The organism is Salinibacterium sp. dk2585 (assembly GCF_008001035.1).
Taxonomy (GTDB): domain Bacteria; phylum Actinomycetota; class Actinomycetes; order Actinomycetales; family Microbacteriaceae; genus Homoserinimonas.
In genome coordinates this window covers 619186-636034 of the sequence record NZ_CP042856.1, presented here as the reverse complement: position 1 = coordinate 636034, position 16849 = coordinate 619186, and the positions used below count along the sequence as shown (strand labels likewise).

Genomic DNA, 16849 nt, shown 5'->3' with positions numbered 1-16849 from the left:
CGTGCGGGGGGATTGACCCGATCTCCCGAGGGCACTGCCTTGGAGGTTCAATGAGTAACACCAGCAGGCTTCGACAGCGCCGCTCCCGTTGGCACGCCGTCACCTTCGTCGCGATGGTCGGTGCATTCCTGATGCTCGGCTCCCCCGCCATCGCCGATGAGGTCGGCGAAGACGAGCCCTTCAAGATCAGCGGCAACGTCCAGCTCGACGGCCAACCACTCGAGGACGTCCGCCTGACGATCACGGGCAACGGCGTCGACCTCGAGGTCGAGACGGATGCCGCGGGTCAGTGGCGCGCGGGCGTGCCCGAACGCGAGGCCTACACCGTCACGCTCGACGAGGAGACACTTCCGGAGGGCATCGCGGTCGTTGACGAGACGGGCGAGGACGAGACCCCCAATGAGAAGGAGGTCGAGATTGGGCCCGGCGGCCGGGTCACGATGAACTTCTTCATCGGCCAGGGCGAGCGCAACACCGTCAGCTTCGTCGACCAGCTCGTCTCGCGCTCGATCGACGGCGTCAACTTCGGCCTCATGCTCGGCCTCGCCGCGGTCGGCATCTCCCTCGTGTTCGGCACGACCGGGCTCTCGAACTTCGCCCACGCCGAGATGGTGACCTTCGGCGCGGTGATCGCACTCCTCCTCGGGGTCACGATGTCGCTGCCGATGTGGATCGCCATCCCGCTCACGGTCGTCGTGAGCGCGGCCTTCGGCTGGGCGCTCGATGCGGGCCTCTGGAAACCCTTGCGAAGACGCGGGCTCGGCATCGTGCAGCTCATGATCGTGAGCATCGGCCTCTCGCTCGCGCTGCGGTATGTGTTCCAGTTCTTCATCGGCGGCGGCACCCTGCAGCTGCCCGGCGCCAACGCGGCACAGATCCAGCTCTTCGGCAACGTGCAGCTGTCGTGGATCGACCTCGCGAGCATGGGCATCAGCATCATCGTCATCATCGGCTTCGCCGCGTGGCTCATGCTCAGCAAGATCGGCAAGGCCACCCGCGCCGTCTCCGACAACGCCTCGCTCGCCGCAGCATCCGGAATCGATGTCGACCGCGTCGTGCGCATCGTCTGGATCGTCGCTGCCGCAATGGCCGGCCTCTCCGGCGTGCTCTACGCCTACTTCCGTCCCGGTATCAAGTGGGACATGGGAGCCCAGATCCTGCTCCTCGTCTTCGCCGCCGTCACGCTCGGTGGCCTTGGCACCGCCTTCGGCGCCCTGATCGGCGCGATCATCGTGGGCGTCATGGTCGAGATCTCGGGGCTGTGGATTCCCTCGGACCTCAAGTACGTGGGCGCGCTCGGAATTCTGATCCTGGTGCTGCTCTTCCGACCACAGGGCATCCTCGGTCGCAGAGAGAGAATAGGTTAAGGGGCCCCTCATGGACTGGCTGACTATCTTCGGCAACACTGCCTCCTCGCTCATCTCCCCGGCGACCCTCGGCTACGCCCTCGCGGCGATCGGCCTCGCCGTGCACTTCGGCTTCGCCGGACTGCTCAACATGGGTATCGCCGCCTACATGGCCATCGGCGCCTACGGCTATGCCATCTCGATCCTGACCTTCGGGCTGCCCTGGTGGGCCGGCGTGCTCATCGCCATGGCCTGCTCCGTGCTGTTCTCACTCGTGCTGGGCATCCCGACGCTGCGGTTGCGAGGCGACTATCTCGCGATCGTGACGATCGCCGCCGCCGAGATCGTGCGCCTGCTCTTCCTGTCGACGACCTTCGACGAGTACACGGGCTCCGCGGATGGCCTCAGCGGCTACCACGCGAGCTTCCGCGCATCGAACCCGCTGCCTGAAGGCACCTACGGTTTCGGCCCGTGGGAGTACACGGCGAATGGCTGGTGGGTGCGCATCGTCGGCATCGTGCTCGTCGCCCTCGCGCTGCTGATCGTGTGGGCAATCATGCGCAGCCCGTGGGGCCGAGTGCTGCGCGGCATCCGCGAAGACGAGGATGCCGTGCGCTCGCTCGGCAAGAACGTCTTCTCCTACAAGATGCAGGCGCTCATCCTCGGTGGCGTCTTCGGCTCGCTCGGTGGCATCGTCTACGCGCTGCCCTCTTCGGTCAACCCGGGCGTCTACGTGACCTCGCTCACGTTCTTCGTCTGGACGGCGCTCCTGCTTGGTGGCGCCGCGACCATCTTCGGTCCCGTGCTCGGCGCCGTGCTCTACTGGGTCGTGCAGACGCTGCTCAGCAACATCCTGCCCGCACTCGTGACGGCGGGCATCCTGCCCTTCATGTCGACGAGCCAGGCCCAGACCCTTCGATTCATCCTCGTCGGTGTCGCCCTGATGCTCCTCGTGATCTTCAGACCGCAGGGCATCCTCGGAAACAAGAAGGAGCTGACCTTTGTCAAGTGACGCAGCAACCCCAGCAGCGACATCCGCTCCCGTGACCCGACAGAAGTCGACCGGCCTGCACAAGGGCGACATCCGCCCCGGCGTCGAAAAGGTCGACCCCATCGTCATCGCCGACGGGGTCACGCGCACCTTCGGCGGGCTCACGGCCGTCGACGTGGATCACCTCGAGATCCCGCGCAACGCCATCACGGCCCTCATCGGCCCGAACGGTGCCGGCAAGACGACTCTCTTCAACCTCCTGACGGGCTTCGACAAGCCCGACAAGGGCTCGTGGACCTTCGAGGGCAGGTCGCTCTCTGGCATCCCCGCCTTCAAGGTGTCGCAGCGCGGGCAGGTGCGAACCTTCCAGCTCACGAAGTCGCTCGGCCTTCTCACAGTGCTCGAAAACATGAAGCTCGGCGCAAAGCACCAGCGCGGTGAGCGCTTCTGGGCGGGCCTCTTTCCCTTCCTCTGGCGCAAGCAGGAGGAGGAGTTCGAGGCCAAGGCGCTCGAGCTGCTCGCCCGCTTCAAGCTCGATACAAAGAAGGACGACTTCGCGGCCAGCCTCTCGGGTGGCCAGCGCAAGCTCCTCGAGATGGCTCGCGCCCTCATGAGCGACCCGACCCTCGTCATGCTCGACGAGCCGATGGCTGGCGTGAACCCCGCGCTGACGCAGTCGCTTCTTGAGCACATCCTCGATCTCAAGGACCAGGGCATGACCGTGCTTTTCGTCGAGCACGACATGCACATGGTGCGGCACATCGCCGACTGGGTCGTCGTGATGGCGGAGGGCAAGGTCGTCGCCGAGGGTCCGCCAGACACGGTCATGAAAGATCCCGCCGTGATCGACGCCTACCTGGGCGCGCACCAGGACGTGGACCTCGGGGTCGTCACGGGCCGCATTGCGGGCGAGGTTCCGTCAGAGTCCGCCGCAGCCCTTGTCGCTGACATCGAGCATGAACAGGCAGCGGATGCCGCGGCCTTCGAGAACCGAAAGGCCGGCGAATGAGCACCCCAACGACCCAGCAGCCCGCTTCCTCCGCTGCCGTGACCGGCTCCCCCGTCATCGAGGTCAAGGACCTCACGGCGGGATACCTGCCCGGCGTCAACATCCTCAACGATGCCAACCTGGTGGCTCGACAGGGCGAGTTGATCGGCATCATCGGGCCCAACGGGGCCGGCAAGTCGACCCTGCTCAAGGCCATCTTCGGGCAGGTGAAGGTCCGTGGCGGATCGATCTCGCTCAACGGTGAGGACATCACGGGGCTCAAGGCCAACAAGCTCGTCGCCAAGGGCGTCGGCTTCGTGCCGCAGAACAACAACGTGTTCCCGAGCCTGACGATCGAGGACAACCTGAAGATGGGGCTCTTCCAGAACCCCAAGATCTACGACGAACGCCTCGAGTTCGTCGTCGGCATCTTCGGGGAACTCGGCAAGCGCCTCAAGCAGCGTGCGGGCTCACTCTCGGGCGGTGAGCGCCAGATGGTCGCCATGTCGCGTGCCCTCATGATGGACCCGCACGTCATGCTGCTCGACGAGCCGTCTGCCGGCCTCTCCCCGGTGCGGCAGGACGAGGCCTTCATCCGCGTCTCCGAGATCAACAAGGCGGGCGTCACGACGATCATGGTCGAGCAGAACGCACGCCGCTGCCTGCAGATCTGCGACCGCGGCTACGTGCTCGACCAGGGCCGGGATGCCTACACAGGCACGGGTCGCGAACTCCTCAACGACCCCAAGGTCATCGGCCTCTACCTGGGCACGCTCGGCCAAGACTGACAGGTCTGACGCGAAGGGGCCCGGTATCCGCGTGGATGCCGGGCCCTTCGCGTTGTGCCGCGGGTTGAGGCATGCGAAAGGGGCCCGGATGCCGTGGCATCCGAGCCCCTCCCTCAGTCGTTCGGCTTAGTACGCGGAGTACGTGTTGTCCGGGCCGAAGATGTAGGTGCCGATCACGGCCTCGGTCGGGTCGCCGACCTCGTCGAAGGTGATCGGGCCGGAGATGCCGTCGTAGTCGGCGACGTCTCCGTTGTTGATGATCTCGGCGCACTCGGCGAAGGTCGAGCACTTCTCGCCGTCACCCGAACCACCCGAGACTTCCTGCAGCGCAGCGGCGATGTCCGCGGCATCCGTCGACTGGGCCTTGAGGGCGGCCAGTGCGAGCAGCATGACGGCGTCGTACGACTCCGCGCCGTAGGTGAACTCGGTGAGCTCAGGCTCACCCGTGCCGACCCAGAACTCGTTGAGCTCCTCGGTGAACGCTGCAAGCTCATCCACGTTGGTGCCGGGGAAGGTGCCCTTGGCGCCCTCGATCGGCGGAACCTCGTCACCGAAGTTGGCAAGGTTGCCATCGACGAAGTAGAGGTTCTCAGCGGGGAACGACGAGACGATGTCCGGAAGCATCGTCTTGACCTCTTCGAACGTGATCAGGGCGATCGCGTCAGGGGCCTCGGCGAGGACCTCGCTGATCTGGGCACTGAAGCTCGTGTCACCCGTGTTGTACGACGACGTGGCGACAACCTCGCCACCGGCGGCCTCGAAGGCCTCCGTGACGTACTTCTGCAGGCCGGTGCCGTAGGAATCGTTCAGCACGATCATGCCGAGCGTCTGGTGGCCGTCTTCTGCGATGAGGTTGCCAAGCACCTCGCCCTGCAGCACGTCGGACGGTGCCGTGCGGAAGTAGAGGCCGTTGTCGTCATAGGTCGTGAACGCGTCGGACGTGTTGGCCGGCGAGAACAGGATCGTGTCGTTCGCGATGACCTGGTCGATGAACTGCAGCGAGACACCGGACGACGCCGCACCAATGATGGCGGAGACACCCTCACCGAGCACGCGAGGAACCTCGGTCTCGTAGGCCTTGTTGTCGGTGTCACCCGAGTCGCCGCGCACGTGCTCGACGGTGATGCCCATGTCGGCCTCGTTGATCTGGGAGATCGCGTAGTCGACACCCGCGAACTCGGGCGGGCCGAGGAAGGCGAGGTTGCCTGTTGCCGGCAGCAGCGAACCGATCTTGAGCGTCAGGTCCTCCCCCGTGTTGCCACCGTTGCCGCCATTGCCACCGTCGTCTGCCGCGCAGCCGCTCAGCACGAGTGCGACGGCTCCGAGACCTGCGACACCTGCGTAAAGGGCCTTGCGCCCGCGCGATCCGGCATTGGCCTTCGCGAATACGCTCATGTTGCTCCTTGCGTTCATGAAATGTGATGAAAACCACGGCAGGACACTGCCGTCTTGCAACGGTATTGCCCGGCACGCCCGCGCACAATACCTCCGTGTTACGGGGCGGTAACATGCGCGACAGCCCTGTCTACTCGACGAGTACGTCTCCCCCGGGCACCGCTCGGTTGTCGGCGCCGTAGGTGAACACGCGGAACACAGCGACCGTCGGGTCACCCGAATCGTTGAGCGCAAGTGGGCCGGAGACACCGTCGTAGTCGATGTCGGGGCGGCTCTCGAGCACGTCGAGGCACTCGCCGAAGCTCATGCACTTGATGCCCGCTCCGGAGACATCGATGGCCGAGTAGGCGAGCGATGGGCCGCCGTCGTCCTCAGCCACGATCGCGGCGAGCGCCGCGAGCACGGTCGCGTCATAGGCTTCGGCCGCGTAGCGCACATCGCTGAGCCCAGGGTCCATCGACTTGGCCCGGGCCGCAAACTCCTCAGAGGGCTCCCGCCCGTCGAGCACCCCGCGAACGCCCTCGATCGCGCCAGCCGGGAGTGCCTGCGAATAGTCAGCGAGGCCGGCAGCGGTCACCCAGAGGGAGGTGGCGGGGATTCCGGCTGTCACAAGGCCGTCGAGCAGTGCGGCGGTCGGCACCCCAGGCGTGAAGGGACTCGACAGCACGACGGCGTCCACGCCCGACTCGGCGACCCGGGCGGCGAAGGCAGCGGCATCCGTATCGCCTGCAAAGGTCTCGGCGAAAGTGACGGAGCCATCCCCCATCGCCTCGGAGAGCACGGAGGTCACGGCCGCCGACTCGGTGTCGTCGAAGGTCACCGTGGCGACCGTCTCGGCGCCGTCGTCGGTGAGCAGCTGGGCGAGGGCGCGGCCCTGCAGGCTCACGGGCGGCGAGGTGCGGAGAAGGAGGCCGGAGTCGTCGAGGTCGGACAGGGCGGATGCCGTCGCTGACGGCGAGATGACAGCGATACCGTCGGCGGCGGTGAGCGGGAGGAGTCGCTCAGCGAGCACGGATGAGGAGGGGCCGACGATCACGTCGACGCCGTGCTCGACGAGCTGGGCGTAGGAGGCCTCGAGCGTCTCTGTCGTGGCGTCGCCTGAATTGCGATGGAACACCTCGACGGGGGCGCCGAGCACACCGCCCGCCTCGTTGATCTCGCGCACCGCAAGCTCGACGCCCGCGACCTGCGCTGGCGAGAGGAAGGCCGTCTCCCCCGAGGTCGGCAACAGCGTGCCGATGCGCAGCACGCCGTCTCCGGATGCGGCGGGAGCGCTGGGGCGCGGCGACGGGGCGGGAGTGACCGCCACCTCCGCTGTGCACCCTGACAGCACAAGGGCTGCAGCGATCGCGACGGCAGTGACGGGGGCACGGCGCACCATGGCGTTCCTCTCATTCGTGGAGGCGCCAACGGGCGACGCCTCAGGAACCCTACCGAGAGATCAGAGCGGTTGCGGCAAGGCGCGGCGCGACATCCGCCCCTCGACCAGCATGTCGATCGTGAGCACGACAAGGGCGACCCAGACGAGCCCGAAGCCCACCCAGCGCTCGGGCGGCATGGCCTCATGCAGCACGAACGCGCCGAGGATGAACTGCAGGATGGGCGCGAGATACTGCACGAGGCCGATCGTGACGAGCGGCAGGCGGCGGGCGCCTGCGGCGAACAGCAGCAGGGGCACGGCCGTCGCCACGCCGGACATCAGGAAGAGCACGAGGTGCGCGGGCCCATTCGCGCCGGCCGCGATGCCCGGGCCCGCTGCCAGCGCAAGGAGCACGACGATCGCGGGGACCGTCAGCCACATCGTCTCGACCGTGAGTCCCGACACCGCACCGACCCGCGGGCCCGCCTGCTTCTTGATGAGGCCGTAGAGGCCGAAGCTGCCGGCGAGGGCGAGGGAGATCCACGGGATCTCTCCGAGGCCGACCGCCAGCACGACGATCGCGATCGCCCCGAAGCCCATCGCGACCCACTGGAGCGGCCGCAGCGATTCGCGAAGCAGCACGACACCCAGCAGCACCGTGAAGAGCGGGTTGATGAAGTAGCCGAGGGATGACGCAAGCACCTGGCCGTTGAGCGCCGCGAAGACGAACACGAGCCAGTTGACCGAGATCAGGGCGGCGGCGACCCCCATGATGAGCGCGAGCCTGGGCGACCTGACGACGTCGGCGACCGAGCGCCAGCCGCGCGTGATCGTGAGCAGGAGGGCACAGAAGGCGAGCGACAGGATGACGCGTCCCGCGACGACCTCGAAGGGGCCGGACGGGGCGAGGAGCAGGAAGTAGCCGGGGAGGAAGCCCCAGAGAGCGTAGGCACCGACCGCGTAGAGGAGACCGGCGCGCCGTTGCATCCGCACGTCTTCGAGTACGGGTGCTGGGCGGCTCATTCGAGAATGCTACAACCGCGAGAAACGAAAAGCCCGCCCTGCCGAAGCAGGACGGGCCTTCGAGAAATGGATGCGACTAGCGCACGACCACCGCGAGCACGTCGCGGGCCGAGAGCACGAGCAGGTCGTCGCCGCCGTACTTGACCTCGGTGCCGCCGTACTTGGAGTAGATCACCTTGTCGCCAACAGCAACGTCGAGCGGGATGCGGTTGCCGTTGTCGTCGATGCGGCCGGGGCCCACCGCCACGACCTCGCCCTCCTGGGGCTTCTCCTTGGCAGTGTCAGGGATGACAAGACCGGATGCAGTCGTCTGCTCGGCCTCGACCTGCTTGATGACAATGCGATCTTCGAGCGGCTTGATGGACACCGACACGGTTGACCTCTTTCTGAAGTGCGTGAAGAAACTTGGGGTTAGCACCCTCGCGGGGAGAGTGCCAGAACAACTGTAGCGGGGTGATTGGCACTCTCGCAATCCGAGTGCCAATCCGAACTCGCTCTCACTATCCGGACCATACACGGACGATCAGCGTCGAAGGCCCCGACCGTGCGGGTACGGTCCGGATTCATGAAAGGGATAATGGGCCGGATGGATTCCGCCGAGCTCACCCACCTGCTGACGCCCGAGGGGCTGCGGCTTCTCGACTCCCTGCCGCCCTATGACAGCAAGGGCGATGTCGTGCGCATGGTGAGCGAGCTCCGTGCGGCCGGGCACCCGCCCGCCCTCGTCGCTGCGGTGCTCACGCAGGCGAGACTGCGGCATCGCGCGCTGGCCAAGTTCGGCCCCTTCGCCGAGCGGATGCTCTTCACCGAGGCGGGGCTCGAGCAGGCCACCCGCCTGAGCGTCGCGGCACGGCACGCGGAGCGCTTCCGCACGGCCGGAGTCACGCGCGTCGCCGACCTCGGCTGCGGCATCGGTGCCGACTCGCTCGCAATGGCCGCGCTCGACCTCGGCGTGCTCGCGGTCGAGCGCGATGAGGTGACCGCCGCCATTGCCGCCTACAACCTTTCCCCCTGGGCCTCCGTCACGGTCGAGCACGCCTCAGCTGAGGACGTCGACCTGGCCGAGACGGATGCCGCGTGGCTCGACCCCGCCCGACGCAACGAGCGCGGCCGTCTCCATGACCCCGCAGACTGGTCCCCGACCCTCGACTTCGCCTTCGGCCTGGCCGAGCGGATGCCCGTGGGCGTCAAGCTCGGACCGGGCGTCGACCGCGACGTGATTCCCGAAGACGCCGAGGCCCAGTGGGTCTCGGTCGACCACGACGTCGTGGAGCTGGGAGTGTGGCTTGGCCCTGTAGCGAGGCCGGGCATCCGTCGCTCGGCCCTCGTCATCACGGAAGGGGGCGCCGCTGAACTCACCTCGGCGGCCGACAGCGAGGACGCGGAGACGGGCGAGCTCGGCGAGTACCTCTACGAACCCGACGGCGCGGTGATCCGGGCACGGCTGATCGGAGACCTCGCGCGCCAACTCGGCGGACGCATGGTCAGCCAGGACATCGCCTACATCACGAGTGACCGTGCCCTCGATACGCCCTTCGCGTCACGATTCCGCATCATCGAGCAGCTCCCGCTCGACGAGCGCCGCCTCAAGAGGGAACTGCAGGTGCGCGGGATCGGCCGCGTGGAGATCAAGAAGCGCGGCGTCGACATCGACCCTGCCGCCTTCCGGCGCCGCCTCGCGCCACGCGGAGACGGCACCGCCACCGTCGTGTTGACGAGGGTGGCGGGTCGGCGTGTTGCACTACTCGCGGAGCGCGCGGCTCAGTAGTAGTAGCCGCTCGAGGCTCCCGCCACGAGGAAGAAGATGAGCGGGACGATCCAGATCAGGCCCCACAGGAGGCTGATCGCGATACCCGAGTAGCCCGTAATGATGCCCGTGAGCCAGAACGGCTTGGCGTGCGGCTCGCGGCGCTGCGCGATGTGGCCGAAGACGACACCCGCGAGGGCGGGAAGGAACCCGAGGCCGCCGAAGAGACTGAGGAAGACGCCCGCGATGCCCGTGATCATCGAGGTGAGGCTGAGTCCCTTGGGGGGACCGGCGGGCGCCGACTGGTAGGGCGAGCCGCCGTAGGGCTGTTGGGTGCCCCCGTATGGCTGCTGCTGAGGTGCGCCGTAGGGCTGCTGCTGGCCCGCTGCGGCGGATGGCTGCTGCGGCACGCCGTAAGGCTGCTCTGGCTGCGCTGCCGCCGTCGCATCGCTCGCCGTGGCCGCAGGCCCATAGGGCGACGCGGCCGGCGCCGCATCCGCCGAGGGCGCTTCGGAGGCGGGCGCTTCGGAGGCCGCGACTTCTGGCGTCGGCTCGGGCGCGGGCACCTGCTCGGCAGCCGACTCGGCAGGGGGCGTGGGGACCGGCGGAACCTCGTCGGGGTTGTGAGTGCTCATGCAGCCATTCTGTCGGATGCCCGCCTCCGGCAACAGCGAAGGGCCCGAGTCGTTCAACGCGGGCCCTTCGGTGACGGACAAACTAGTTGTTGAGCTCCTCGAGCTGCTGCTCGAGCTCGTAGGGGGTCATGTCGTTGTACTGCTCGCCGAGGGAGGCGAAGAGCACCGTGCTGCCGATGACGAGGAGCACCGTGATCGCGAGGCCGATGAAGCCCGTGATGATGCCCGTCAGCCAGAGGCCCTTCGACGCCTGCGGCTCCTTCGACTTGCCGAGGAAGCCGAGGATGATCGCGGCGATCGGGAGGATGACGCCGATGAGGCCGAGAATCGAGAAGATGCCGATCCAGGAGCCGAGGAGGCCCAGGATTCCGGCGATGAGCGCGATGATGCTCAGCACGGGTGCCTTCTTGGGCGCGCCGCCGGCGGGAGCAGCGGAGTAAGGGGTGGGCTCCGGGGCGGCAGCCGGCATGGATTCAGACACGGGAGTCTCCTTGATGATCGGATTGATGCGGTGCCTATGGTGACAGCACGCTGAACGGGTGTCAACGAACAACACCCGCTTTTCTCCGACGTTACGCCTGGATGCTCGTCACGGGGAGGGTGGAGTCGGCGCCGAAGCCGAGCCCTGACGGTTGCCGGCCCGCCGCGACGAGTTGCGCCCCGAGGGCCGCGATCATGGCCCCGTTGTCGGTGCAGAGGGAGAAGGGTGGGATGCGGAGCGCGATCCCGGCATCCGCGCACCGCTCCTCCGCGAGGGCACGCACGCGAGCGTTCGCGACGACGCCGCCTCCCAGCAGGAGGCGCGGCACGTTGAGGTCGCGGCAGGCGGCGACGGCCTTCGTGATGAGCACGTCGGCAACGGCCTCGCGGAAGCTCGCCGCGACATCCGCCACGGGAACCTCCTCGCCAGCATCGCGCTTCTGCTCGACCCACCGTGCGACGGCCGTCTTGAGGCCCGAGAACGAGAAGTCGTAGCGGTGCTTCGCCATGTCCTTGGGCAGGCTCAGCCCGCGCGGGAAACGGATGGCCTTGGGATCACCGGATGCCGCGGCCCTGTCGATCTCGGGACCGCCCGGGTAGGGCAAGCCGAGCAGGCGTGCGACCTTGTCGAAGGCCTCCCCCGCCGCGTCGTCAATCGTCTCGCCGAGCAACTCGACATCGCTCACGAGGTCGCGCACGAGCAGCAGCGAGGTGTGGCCGCCGGAGACGAGCAGCGCGACCGTCGGGTACTCGACGTCCTCACCCGTCAGCACGTCGGCGCCCACGTGCCCCACGAGGTGGTTGACAGCATAGAGGGGCTTGCCCGTCGCCACGGCGAGCGCCTTGGCAGCGCCGACCCCCACCATGAGGGCGCCCGACAGGCCAGGGCCGCTCGTGACGGCGATCGCGTCAAGCTCGGCGAGCGAGACATCCGCCCGCTTCAGCGCCTCTTCGAGCGTCGGGTTCATGGCCTCGAGGTGGGCGCGTGCGGCGATCTCGGGCACGACGCCGCCGTAGCGGGCATGCTCGTCCATCGAGGAGGCGATGACGTTGGCGAGAAGCTCGGTGCCGCGCACGATGCCGACGCCCGTCTCATCGCAGCTGGTTTCGATGCCCAGCACGAGTGGTTCGCGGGTCATGATGCTCCCTCCTCGGCAACGCCGGCGATCGGATGCTCCAGGGTCGCCCTCATGACAATGGCGTCGACCCCATCAGGCTGGTAGTAGCGGGGACGCACCCCGATCACCTCATAGCCGAGGGCCTCGTAGAGCCGCTGGGCCCCCGGGTTGTCGGCCCGCACCTCGAGGAACATCTCACGCGCTCCCCGCTGCCTCGCCTCATCCATGAGCTGCAGCATGAGGGCGCGTCCGAGTCCTCCGCGGCGGGCGGCCTCGTCGACCGCGATCGTCTGGATGTCGCCCTGTCGCGACCCCAAGGGGGCGAGCAGGCCGGCGTATCCCTGCACCTCGCCCGTGTCGTTGCGCTCCGCGACGAGGTAGTAGGTGTGCTCGCTCTCGAGCTCACCCGCCATGGCCTTCTCCGACCAGGCGTCGTTCGCGAAGGTCGCTGTCTCGATGCGCATGATGTCGGCAAGGTCGCCGATGCCCGCGCGGCGGAGGAACCAGGTCATCCCGTCACGCGCTTCGGGCCAGCGGAAAGGGTCACGTCGGGCGACCTCAGGTAGAGCGGCTCTGCGCCCGCGAAGTCGCGTCCGTGGAAGTACAGCAGCTCGGCGAGCATCCCAGCGGCACCGGCCGAGACCTCTGCGGCATCGATGCGAGTTGTCGACGCCTCGGCGGGAAGCTCCGCGGGCGCCGCAAGCGCCGGTCCGCCCGAGCGGACAGGGAGCCCCTCGGCGTCGGCCCCCGAGTAGGCGGACCAGTAGACCTCGCGGCGGCGGGCATCCGTCACCACCAAGAGGGCCCCGGAACCCCCCGCCGCATAGTGCTGGAAGGCGATCGCATCGTGGCTGACGACCCGCACGACTGGCCTGCCCGCGCCCAGCGCGAATGCCTGCGCGGCCGCGATGCCGACGCGAAGCCCCGTGAACGGGCCAGGGCCCATGCCGACTGCGACGCCGGACAGATCAGCGACCTGGATGCCCGCCTGCTCGAGGCAGCGCGCGATGAGCTCGCCGATGACCTCGGCATGGCGACGCGTGTCGCTCTCACCCAGCTCGACGATGATGCCCCGGTCGCGGTCGACGACGGCGACCGAGGTGCCCGCCGAGGTGTCAATGGAGAGCAGCATCAGTCCAGCCTAATCTCGCGCCAGCGGGGGCCATGGCCCTCGATCGTGACCCGACGCGGTTCGACCGGCTCCTCGCCCTCGGCCGCCGTGTCGGCGCCCTTGGGCCGGTGGATCGCGATCTCCAGCCATTCGTCGACGACCGCGTCGAGCATGCCGGCCGCCCACTCCACGACGACGACGGATGCCTCGAAGTCGATGTCGAGGTCATCGAGTTCGGCTGGGTGCGAGAGACGGTAGGCGTCGACGTGCACGAGGGGCGGGCCGTCGCCCAGGTTCGGATGCGTGCGGGCCAGCACGAAGGTCGGGCTCGTCACGGGCCCGCGAACGCCGAGGGCGTCGCCGAGCCCGCGCGTGAAGGTGGTCTTGCCCGCGCCGAGCTCACCGTTGACCGCGACGACGTCGCCCGCGCGCAGCTCGCGCGCGATCCGCGCCCCAAGCGCAACCATCGCCTCGGGCGTCTCGATGATGCGCTCGATCACCGATGCCACGTCCTTGCCACTCGCGGGCCGATCCGTGTCACGACCTCGTAGTTGATCGTGCCCGCCGCCGCGGCCCATTCATCAACTGCGGGCGCGCCATCCGCCGGGTCGCCGAAGAGCACGGCGCGGTCGCCGACGGCGACCTCCGTGTCGCCCACGTCGACCACGAACTGGTCCATCGCGATGCGGCCGGCCACCCGGAAGGTGCCGCCGTTGATCGCGATGGGGCCGAGACCCGAGGCCTGCCGGGGAATGCCGTCCGCGTAGCCGAGGGGCACGAGGGCAAGCGTCGTCTCACGCTCGGCGCGATACGTGAGCCCATACGAGACCCCCGAGCCGGCCGGAACCCGCTTGACGGAGGCCACCTGTGCCGAGAGCCGCATTGCCGGGCGGAGCCCGAGCGATTGAGGATCCCGGTCGTCGAAGGGCGAGAGACCATACATGCCGATGCCGAGTCGCACGAGGTCGAAGCGCGCTTCCGGCACATCGATCGCGCCGGCCGTGGCCGCCAGGTGCCGCCACCGCGGGTGCAGGCCGGCATCGTGCGCCACCGCCGTCGCCGCCTCGAATGCCGCGACCTGCGAGAGGTCCTCCTCCCGGCCCGCGTTCGCGAGGTGCGAGAAGATCCCCTCGACGCGGATGCCCCCCTGCCGCTCAAGCTCCGAGGCGCGAGCGAGGAAGGCGGGCCAGGAGGAACGCTCGGCGCCGTTGCGGCCGAGGCCCGTGTCGACCTTGAGATGCACGGTGGGAGTGGCATCCGTCGCCGCGGCGCGCTCCAACTGCTCGACGCGGCTCAGCCCCAGCTCGACGCCCGCGGCCGCCGCGGCCACGAAATCCTCGTCCGGCGCGTGCAACCAGGCGAGGATCGGCGCCGCGATGCCGGCGCTGCGCAGCACCAGGGCCTCGCCGATGTCGGCGACACCCAGCCGCTCCGCGCCGCCTGCGAGCGCCGCGCGTGCCACCTCGGCTGTTCCGTGCCCGTAGCCGTCGGCTTTGACGACCGCCATGGCCGGCGTGCCGCCCGCGAGCTCCCGCAGCCTGGCCACGTTGCTGCTGATGGCCGACAGCGAGACGGATGCCTCGCGCATCCGCCCGCTCATGCCCCGCCCTCCGCGACGACGTAGGCGATCGCGAGCCCGCCGTCGTGGCTCATCGACAGGTGGAAGGTACCGATGCCGCGCCGCTCGGCGATCTCAGCGATGCCGCCGTGCAGCTCGAAGGAAGGGTTGCGCAGCTCGTTCGAGACGACGCGCATGTCGTGCCAGCGCATCCCGGATGAATCGCCGACCGCCTTGATGAGCGCCTCCTTCGCGGCGAAGCGTGCCGCGAGCGAGGGCAACGACCGCCGACGACCGTCCGACCATTGTTCGCTCTCGGCGAACAGCCGGTCGAGCAGTCTCGGAGTCCGGCTCGCCGCCCGCTCGAAGCGGGCGAGATCGACCAGGTCGACGCCCACCCCGACGATCACGGCCTACTCCACCGTGACGGACTTGGCGAGGTTGCGCGGCTGGTCGACGTCGAGGCCCTTGGCCGAGGCAAGCTCCATCGCGAAGATCTGCAGCGGGATGACCGCGAGCAGCGGCTCGAAGAAGCGCCCCGCGAGCGGGATCGGCAGCACGACATCCGCGTAGGGCAACACTGCCGCATCACCCTGTTCTGCGATTGCGAGCACACGGGCACCGCGAGCGCGGATCTCCTGGATGTTCGAGACAACCTTCTTGTGCAGCGAGTCGGGGTCGCGCGGGCTCGGCACGACGACGAAGACCGGGATGCCCGGCTCGATCAGCGCGATGGGACCGTGCTTGAGCTCACCGGCGGCGAAGCCCTCAGCGTGGATGTACGCGATCTCCTTGAGCTTGAGCGCGCCCTCGAGCGCGACCGGGAAGCCCACGTGCCGGCCAAGGAACAGCACGGAACGCGTGTCGGCCATCCAGCCAGCCATCTGCTTGATGGTCTCGTGCTCCTCGAGCACGGTCGCCATCTTGTCGGGAAGCGCCTGGAGCTCCTCGACTGCGGAGGCGACCTCCTGCGCCGATAGGGTGCCGCGGGCCGTCGCGATGTGCAGCCCGAGCAGGTAGAGCGCGATCACCTGGGCGACGAAGGCCTTGGTCGATGCGACGGCCACCTCCGGGCCGGCGTGCGTGTAGATGACGGCGTCGGACTCACGCGGGATCGTCGCGCCCTGCGTGTTGCAGATCGACACCGTGCGCGCGCCGTTCTCGCTCGCGTACTTGACCGCCATGAGCGTGTCCATCGTCTCGCCCGACTGGCTGATCGAGACGACGAGCGTGTCAGGGGTGAGGATGGGGTCGCGGTAGCGGAACTCGTGCGCAAGCTCGACGTCCACGGGCACGCGGGCCCACTTCTCGATCGCGTACTTCGCGACCATGCCCGAGTAGTTCGCCGTGCCTGCGCCGACGATCACGATGCGGTCGATGGCGCGGAGCGCGTCGTCGCCGATGCCAGCGAGCTCGGCGATGTGCACCCCGTCCTCCGTCGCGCGGCCAAGGAGGGTCTTCGCGACAGCCTCGGGCTCCTCGCTGATCTCCTTCGCCATGAAGCTCGACCAGCCGCCCTTCTCCGAGGCGGAGGCATCCCAGGCGACCTCGAAGGTCTTGGCTTCGACTGCGTTGCCGTCGAAGTCGGTGACGGTGACACTGTCGGGAGTGATGATCGCGAGCTGGTCCTGACCGATCTCCATCGCGCGGTGCGTGTGCTCAACGAATGCCGCGACATCCGAGCCGAGGAAGTTCTCGCCATCGCCGAGCCCGATCACCAGGGGCGAGTTGCGGCGTGCGCCCACGACGACGCCCGGCTCGTCGACGTGCATGACGAGCAGCGTGAAGGCACCGTGGAGGCGCGCGACGACCTCGCGAAGCGCCTCGGCGAGGTTGCCCGTGCGGCGGTAGGCCCGTCCCACGAGGAGCGCCGCGACCTCACTGTCGGTCTCACTCAGGAACTCCGTCTCCGGGTCCTCGTCGAGCAGCTCCTGCTTGAGCTCGGCGAAGTTCTCGATGATGCCGTTGTGGATCAGGGCCAGGCGGCCGTCGTCGCCGAGGTGCGGATGCGCGTTCGAGTCAGTGGGACCGCCGTGCGTCGCCCAGCGGGTGTGGCCGATGCCCGTGGCACCATTCGCGACCGGCTGCGCGAGCAGCTCGTCGGCGAGCATCTGCAGCTTGCCCGCCTTCTTGCGGGTGTCAAGGGTGCCGTCTGCACCCAGCACCGCGATGCCGGCCGAGTCGTAGCCACGGTACTCAAGTCGACGGAGACCGCCCATCAGCACCTCGATGCTCTTGTCGGTTCCGACGTATCCCACGATTCCACACATGCGCCCGATTCTATGCCAGCGGTGCTGAACGAGAGTTCG

General features: G+C 68.2%; 18 protein-coding genes. 5 read left to right on the top strand and 13 right to left on the bottom strand.

All coding sequences use genetic code 11. The features are described 5' to 3' along the window. The first annotated feature begins 50 nt into the window (after positions 1-50). Genes FVA74_RS03020 through FVA74_RS03005 form a run of 4 tightly spaced genes read left to right on the top strand, consistent with a single transcriptional unit; the run spans position 51 to position 4113 of the window. Positions 51-1367, top strand: a complete 1317-nt coding sequence (locus tag FVA74_RS03020; RefSeq protein WP_370454485.1) for a branched-chain amino acid ABC transporter permease — start codon at positions 51-53, stop codon at positions 1365-1367. Between the two features lie 10 nt (positions 1368-1377). Beyond that, positions 1378-2358, top strand: coding sequence for a branched-chain amino acid ABC transporter permease (locus FVA74_RS03015; RefSeq protein WP_147720304.1), 981 nt, complete (start codon positions 1378-1380; stop codon positions 2356-2358). Further along, entirely contained in the window at positions 2348-3346 is a 999-nt protein-coding gene (locus FVA74_RS03010; protein ID WP_370454484.1) for an ABC transporter ATP-binding protein, read from the top strand. The genes FVA74_RS03015 and FVA74_RS03010 overlap by 11 nt, the downstream gene beginning before the upstream one ends. Continuing rightward, positions 3343-4113, top strand: a complete 771-nt coding sequence (locus FVA74_RS03005) for an ABC transporter ATP-binding protein (protein WP_147720303.1) — start codon at positions 3343-3345, stop codon at positions 4111-4113. The genes FVA74_RS03010 and FVA74_RS03005 overlap by 4 nt, the downstream gene beginning before the upstream one ends. 126 nt (positions 4114-4239) lie before the next feature. Here the strand turns inward: FVA74_RS03005 and FVA74_RS03000 are convergent, their stop codons facing one another. The 4 genes from FVA74_RS03000 to groES form a co-directional block, all read right to left on the bottom strand. Further along, positions 4240-5508, bottom strand: coding sequence for an ABC transporter substrate-binding protein (locus FVA74_RS03000; protein ID WP_147720302.1), 1269 nt, complete (start codon positions 5506-5508; stop codon positions 4240-4242). 130 nt (positions 5509-5638) lie between these two features. After that, positions 5639-6889, bottom strand: a complete 1251-nt coding sequence (locus FVA74_RS02995) for an ABC transporter substrate-binding protein (RefSeq protein WP_147720301.1) — start codon at positions 6887-6889, stop codon at positions 5639-5641. A 60-nt stretch (positions 6890-6949) separates the two neighbouring features. Beyond that, positions 6950-7891, bottom strand: coding sequence for an EamA family transporter RarD (gene rarD / locus FVA74_RS02990; protein ID WP_147720300.1), 942 nt, complete (start codon positions 7889-7891; stop codon positions 6950-6952). 76 nt (positions 7892-7967) lie between these two features. Further along, positions 7968-8264: a co-chaperone GroES gene (gene groES, locus FVA74_RS02985; protein WP_108517758.1), complete on the bottom strand. Its 297-nt coding sequence runs from the start codon at positions 8262-8264 to the stop codon at positions 7968-7970. A gap of 213 nt (positions 8265-8477) precedes the next feature. Between groES and FVA74_RS02980 the strand changes: the two genes are divergently transcribed. Next, positions 8478-9659 (top strand): class I SAM-dependent methyltransferase, encoded by a 1182-nt coding sequence (locus FVA74_RS02980; RefSeq protein ID WP_147720299.1) that lies wholly within the window; start codon positions 8478-8480, stop codon positions 9657-9659. Here FVA74_RS02980 and FVA74_RS02975 read toward each other — a convergent pair. The 9 genes from FVA74_RS02975 to glmS all read right to left on the bottom strand — a co-directional run bounded on the left by FVA74_RS02975 (position 9653) and on the right by glmS (position 16810). Next, positions 9653-10273: a DUF4190 domain-containing protein gene (locus FVA74_RS02975; protein ID WP_147720298.1), complete on the bottom strand. Its 621-nt coding sequence runs from the start codon at positions 10271-10273 to the stop codon at positions 9653-9655. The genes FVA74_RS02980 and FVA74_RS02975 overlap by 7 nt on opposite strands. An 82-nt stretch (positions 10274-10355) precedes the next feature. Continuing rightward, the gene (locus FVA74_RS02970) at positions 10356-10754 is read right to left on the bottom strand and encodes a DUF4190 domain-containing protein (protein ID WP_147720297.1); all 399 of its coding nucleotides are present in this window, start codon (positions 10752-10754) and stop codon (positions 10356-10358) included. A 91-nt stretch (positions 10755-10845) separates the two neighbouring features. Next, positions 10846-11892, bottom strand: coding sequence for a tRNA (adenosine(37)-N6)-threonylcarbamoyltransferase complex transferase subunit TsaD (tsaD, locus tag FVA74_RS02965; protein ID WP_147720296.1), 1047 nt, complete (start codon positions 11890-11892; stop codon positions 10846-10848). Then, positions 11889-12383: a ribosomal protein S18-alanine N-acetyltransferase gene (gene rimI / locus FVA74_RS02960; RefSeq protein WP_147720295.1), complete on the bottom strand. Its 495-nt coding sequence runs from the start codon at positions 12381-12383 to the stop codon at positions 11889-11891. Before rimI ends, tsaD begins: the two co-directional genes overlap by 4 nt. Continuing rightward, complete coding sequence (gene tsaB, locus FVA74_RS02955; RefSeq protein WP_147720294.1) at positions 12380-13003, bottom strand: tRNA (adenosine(37)-N6)-threonylcarbamoyltransferase complex dimerization subunit type 1 TsaB; 624 nt, start codon at positions 13001-13003, stop codon at positions 12380-12382. Before tsaB ends, rimI begins: the two co-directional genes overlap by 4 nt. Beyond that, complete coding sequence (gene tsaE / locus FVA74_RS02950) at positions 13003-13491, bottom strand: tRNA (adenosine(37)-N6)-threonylcarbamoyltransferase complex ATPase subunit type 1 TsaE (RefSeq protein WP_370454483.1); 489 nt, start codon at positions 13489-13491, stop codon at positions 13003-13005. Before tsaE ends, tsaB begins: the two co-directional genes overlap by 1 nt. Continuing rightward, positions 13479-14582, bottom strand: a complete 1104-nt coding sequence (alr, locus tag FVA74_RS02945) for an alanine racemase (protein ID WP_147720293.1) — start codon at positions 14580-14582, stop codon at positions 13479-13481. The genes tsaE and alr overlap by 13 nt, the downstream gene beginning before the upstream one ends. Further along, positions 14579-14950, bottom strand: a complete 372-nt coding sequence (locus tag FVA74_RS02940; RefSeq protein ID WP_147720292.1) for a holo-ACP synthase — start codon at positions 14948-14950, stop codon at positions 14579-14581. The genes alr and FVA74_RS02940 overlap by 4 nt, the downstream gene beginning before the upstream one ends. A gap of 3 nt (positions 14951-14953) precedes the next feature. Beyond that, on the bottom strand, positions 14954-16810 hold the full coding sequence (gene glmS / locus FVA74_RS02935) for a glutamine--fructose-6-phosphate transaminase (isomerizing) (protein WP_147720291.1): 1857 nt from the start codon (positions 16808-16810) through the stop codon (positions 14954-14956). Positions 16811-16849: the final 39 nt, after the last annotated feature.

Excerpts from the sequence above, each read along its gene's own strand:
- FVA74_RS02980 (WP_147720299.1), top strand. The coding sequence starts at position 8,478 with ATGGATTCCGCCGAGCTCACCCACCTGCTGACGCCCGAGGGGCTGCGG.
- FVA74_RS03020 (WP_370454485.1), top strand. The coding sequence starts at position 51 with ATGAGTAACACCAGCAGGCTTCGACAGCGCCGCTCCCGTTGGCACGCC.
- FVA74_RS02995 (WP_147720301.1), bottom strand. The coding sequence starts at position 6,889 with ATGGTGCGCCGTGCCCCCGTCACTGCCGTCGCGATCGCTGCAGCCCTT.
- FVA74_RS03015 (WP_147720304.1), top strand. The coding sequence starts at position 1,378 with ATGGACTGGCTGACTATCTTCGGCAACACTGCCTCCTCGCTCATCTCC.
- tsaD (WP_147720296.1), bottom strand. The coding sequence starts at position 11,892 with ATGACCCGCGAACCACTCGTGCTGGGCATCGAAACCAGCTGCGATGAG.
- FVA74_RS03000 (WP_147720302.1), bottom strand. The coding sequence starts at position 5,508 with ATGAGCGTATTCGCGAAGGCCAATGCCGGATCGCGCGGGCGCAAGGCC.
- glmS (WP_147720291.1), bottom strand. The coding sequence starts at position 16,810 with ATGTGTGGAATCGTGGGATACGTCGGAACCGACAAGAGCATCGAGGTG.
- FVA74_RS03005 (WP_147720303.1), top strand. The coding sequence starts at position 3,343 with ATGAGCACCCCAACGACCCAGCAGCCCGCTTCCTCCGCTGCCGTGACC.
- rarD (WP_147720300.1), bottom strand. The coding sequence starts at position 7,891 with ATGAGCCGCCCAGCACCCGTACTCGAAGACGTGCGGATGCAACGGCGC.
- FVA74_RS02975 (WP_147720298.1), bottom strand. The coding sequence starts at position 10,273 with ATGAGCACTCACAACCCCGACGAGGTTCCGCCGGTCCCCACGCCCCCT.
- rimI (WP_147720295.1), bottom strand. The coding sequence starts at position 12,383 with ATGACCTGGTTCCTCCGCCGCGCGGGCATCGGCGACCTTGCCGACATC.
- tsaB (WP_147720294.1), bottom strand. The coding sequence starts at position 13,003 with ATGCTGCTCTCCATTGACACCTCGGCGGGCACCTCGGTCGCCGTCGTC.
- alr (WP_147720293.1), bottom strand. The coding sequence starts at position 14,582 with ATGAGCGGGCGGATGCGCGAGGCATCCGTCTCGCTGTCGGCCATCAGC.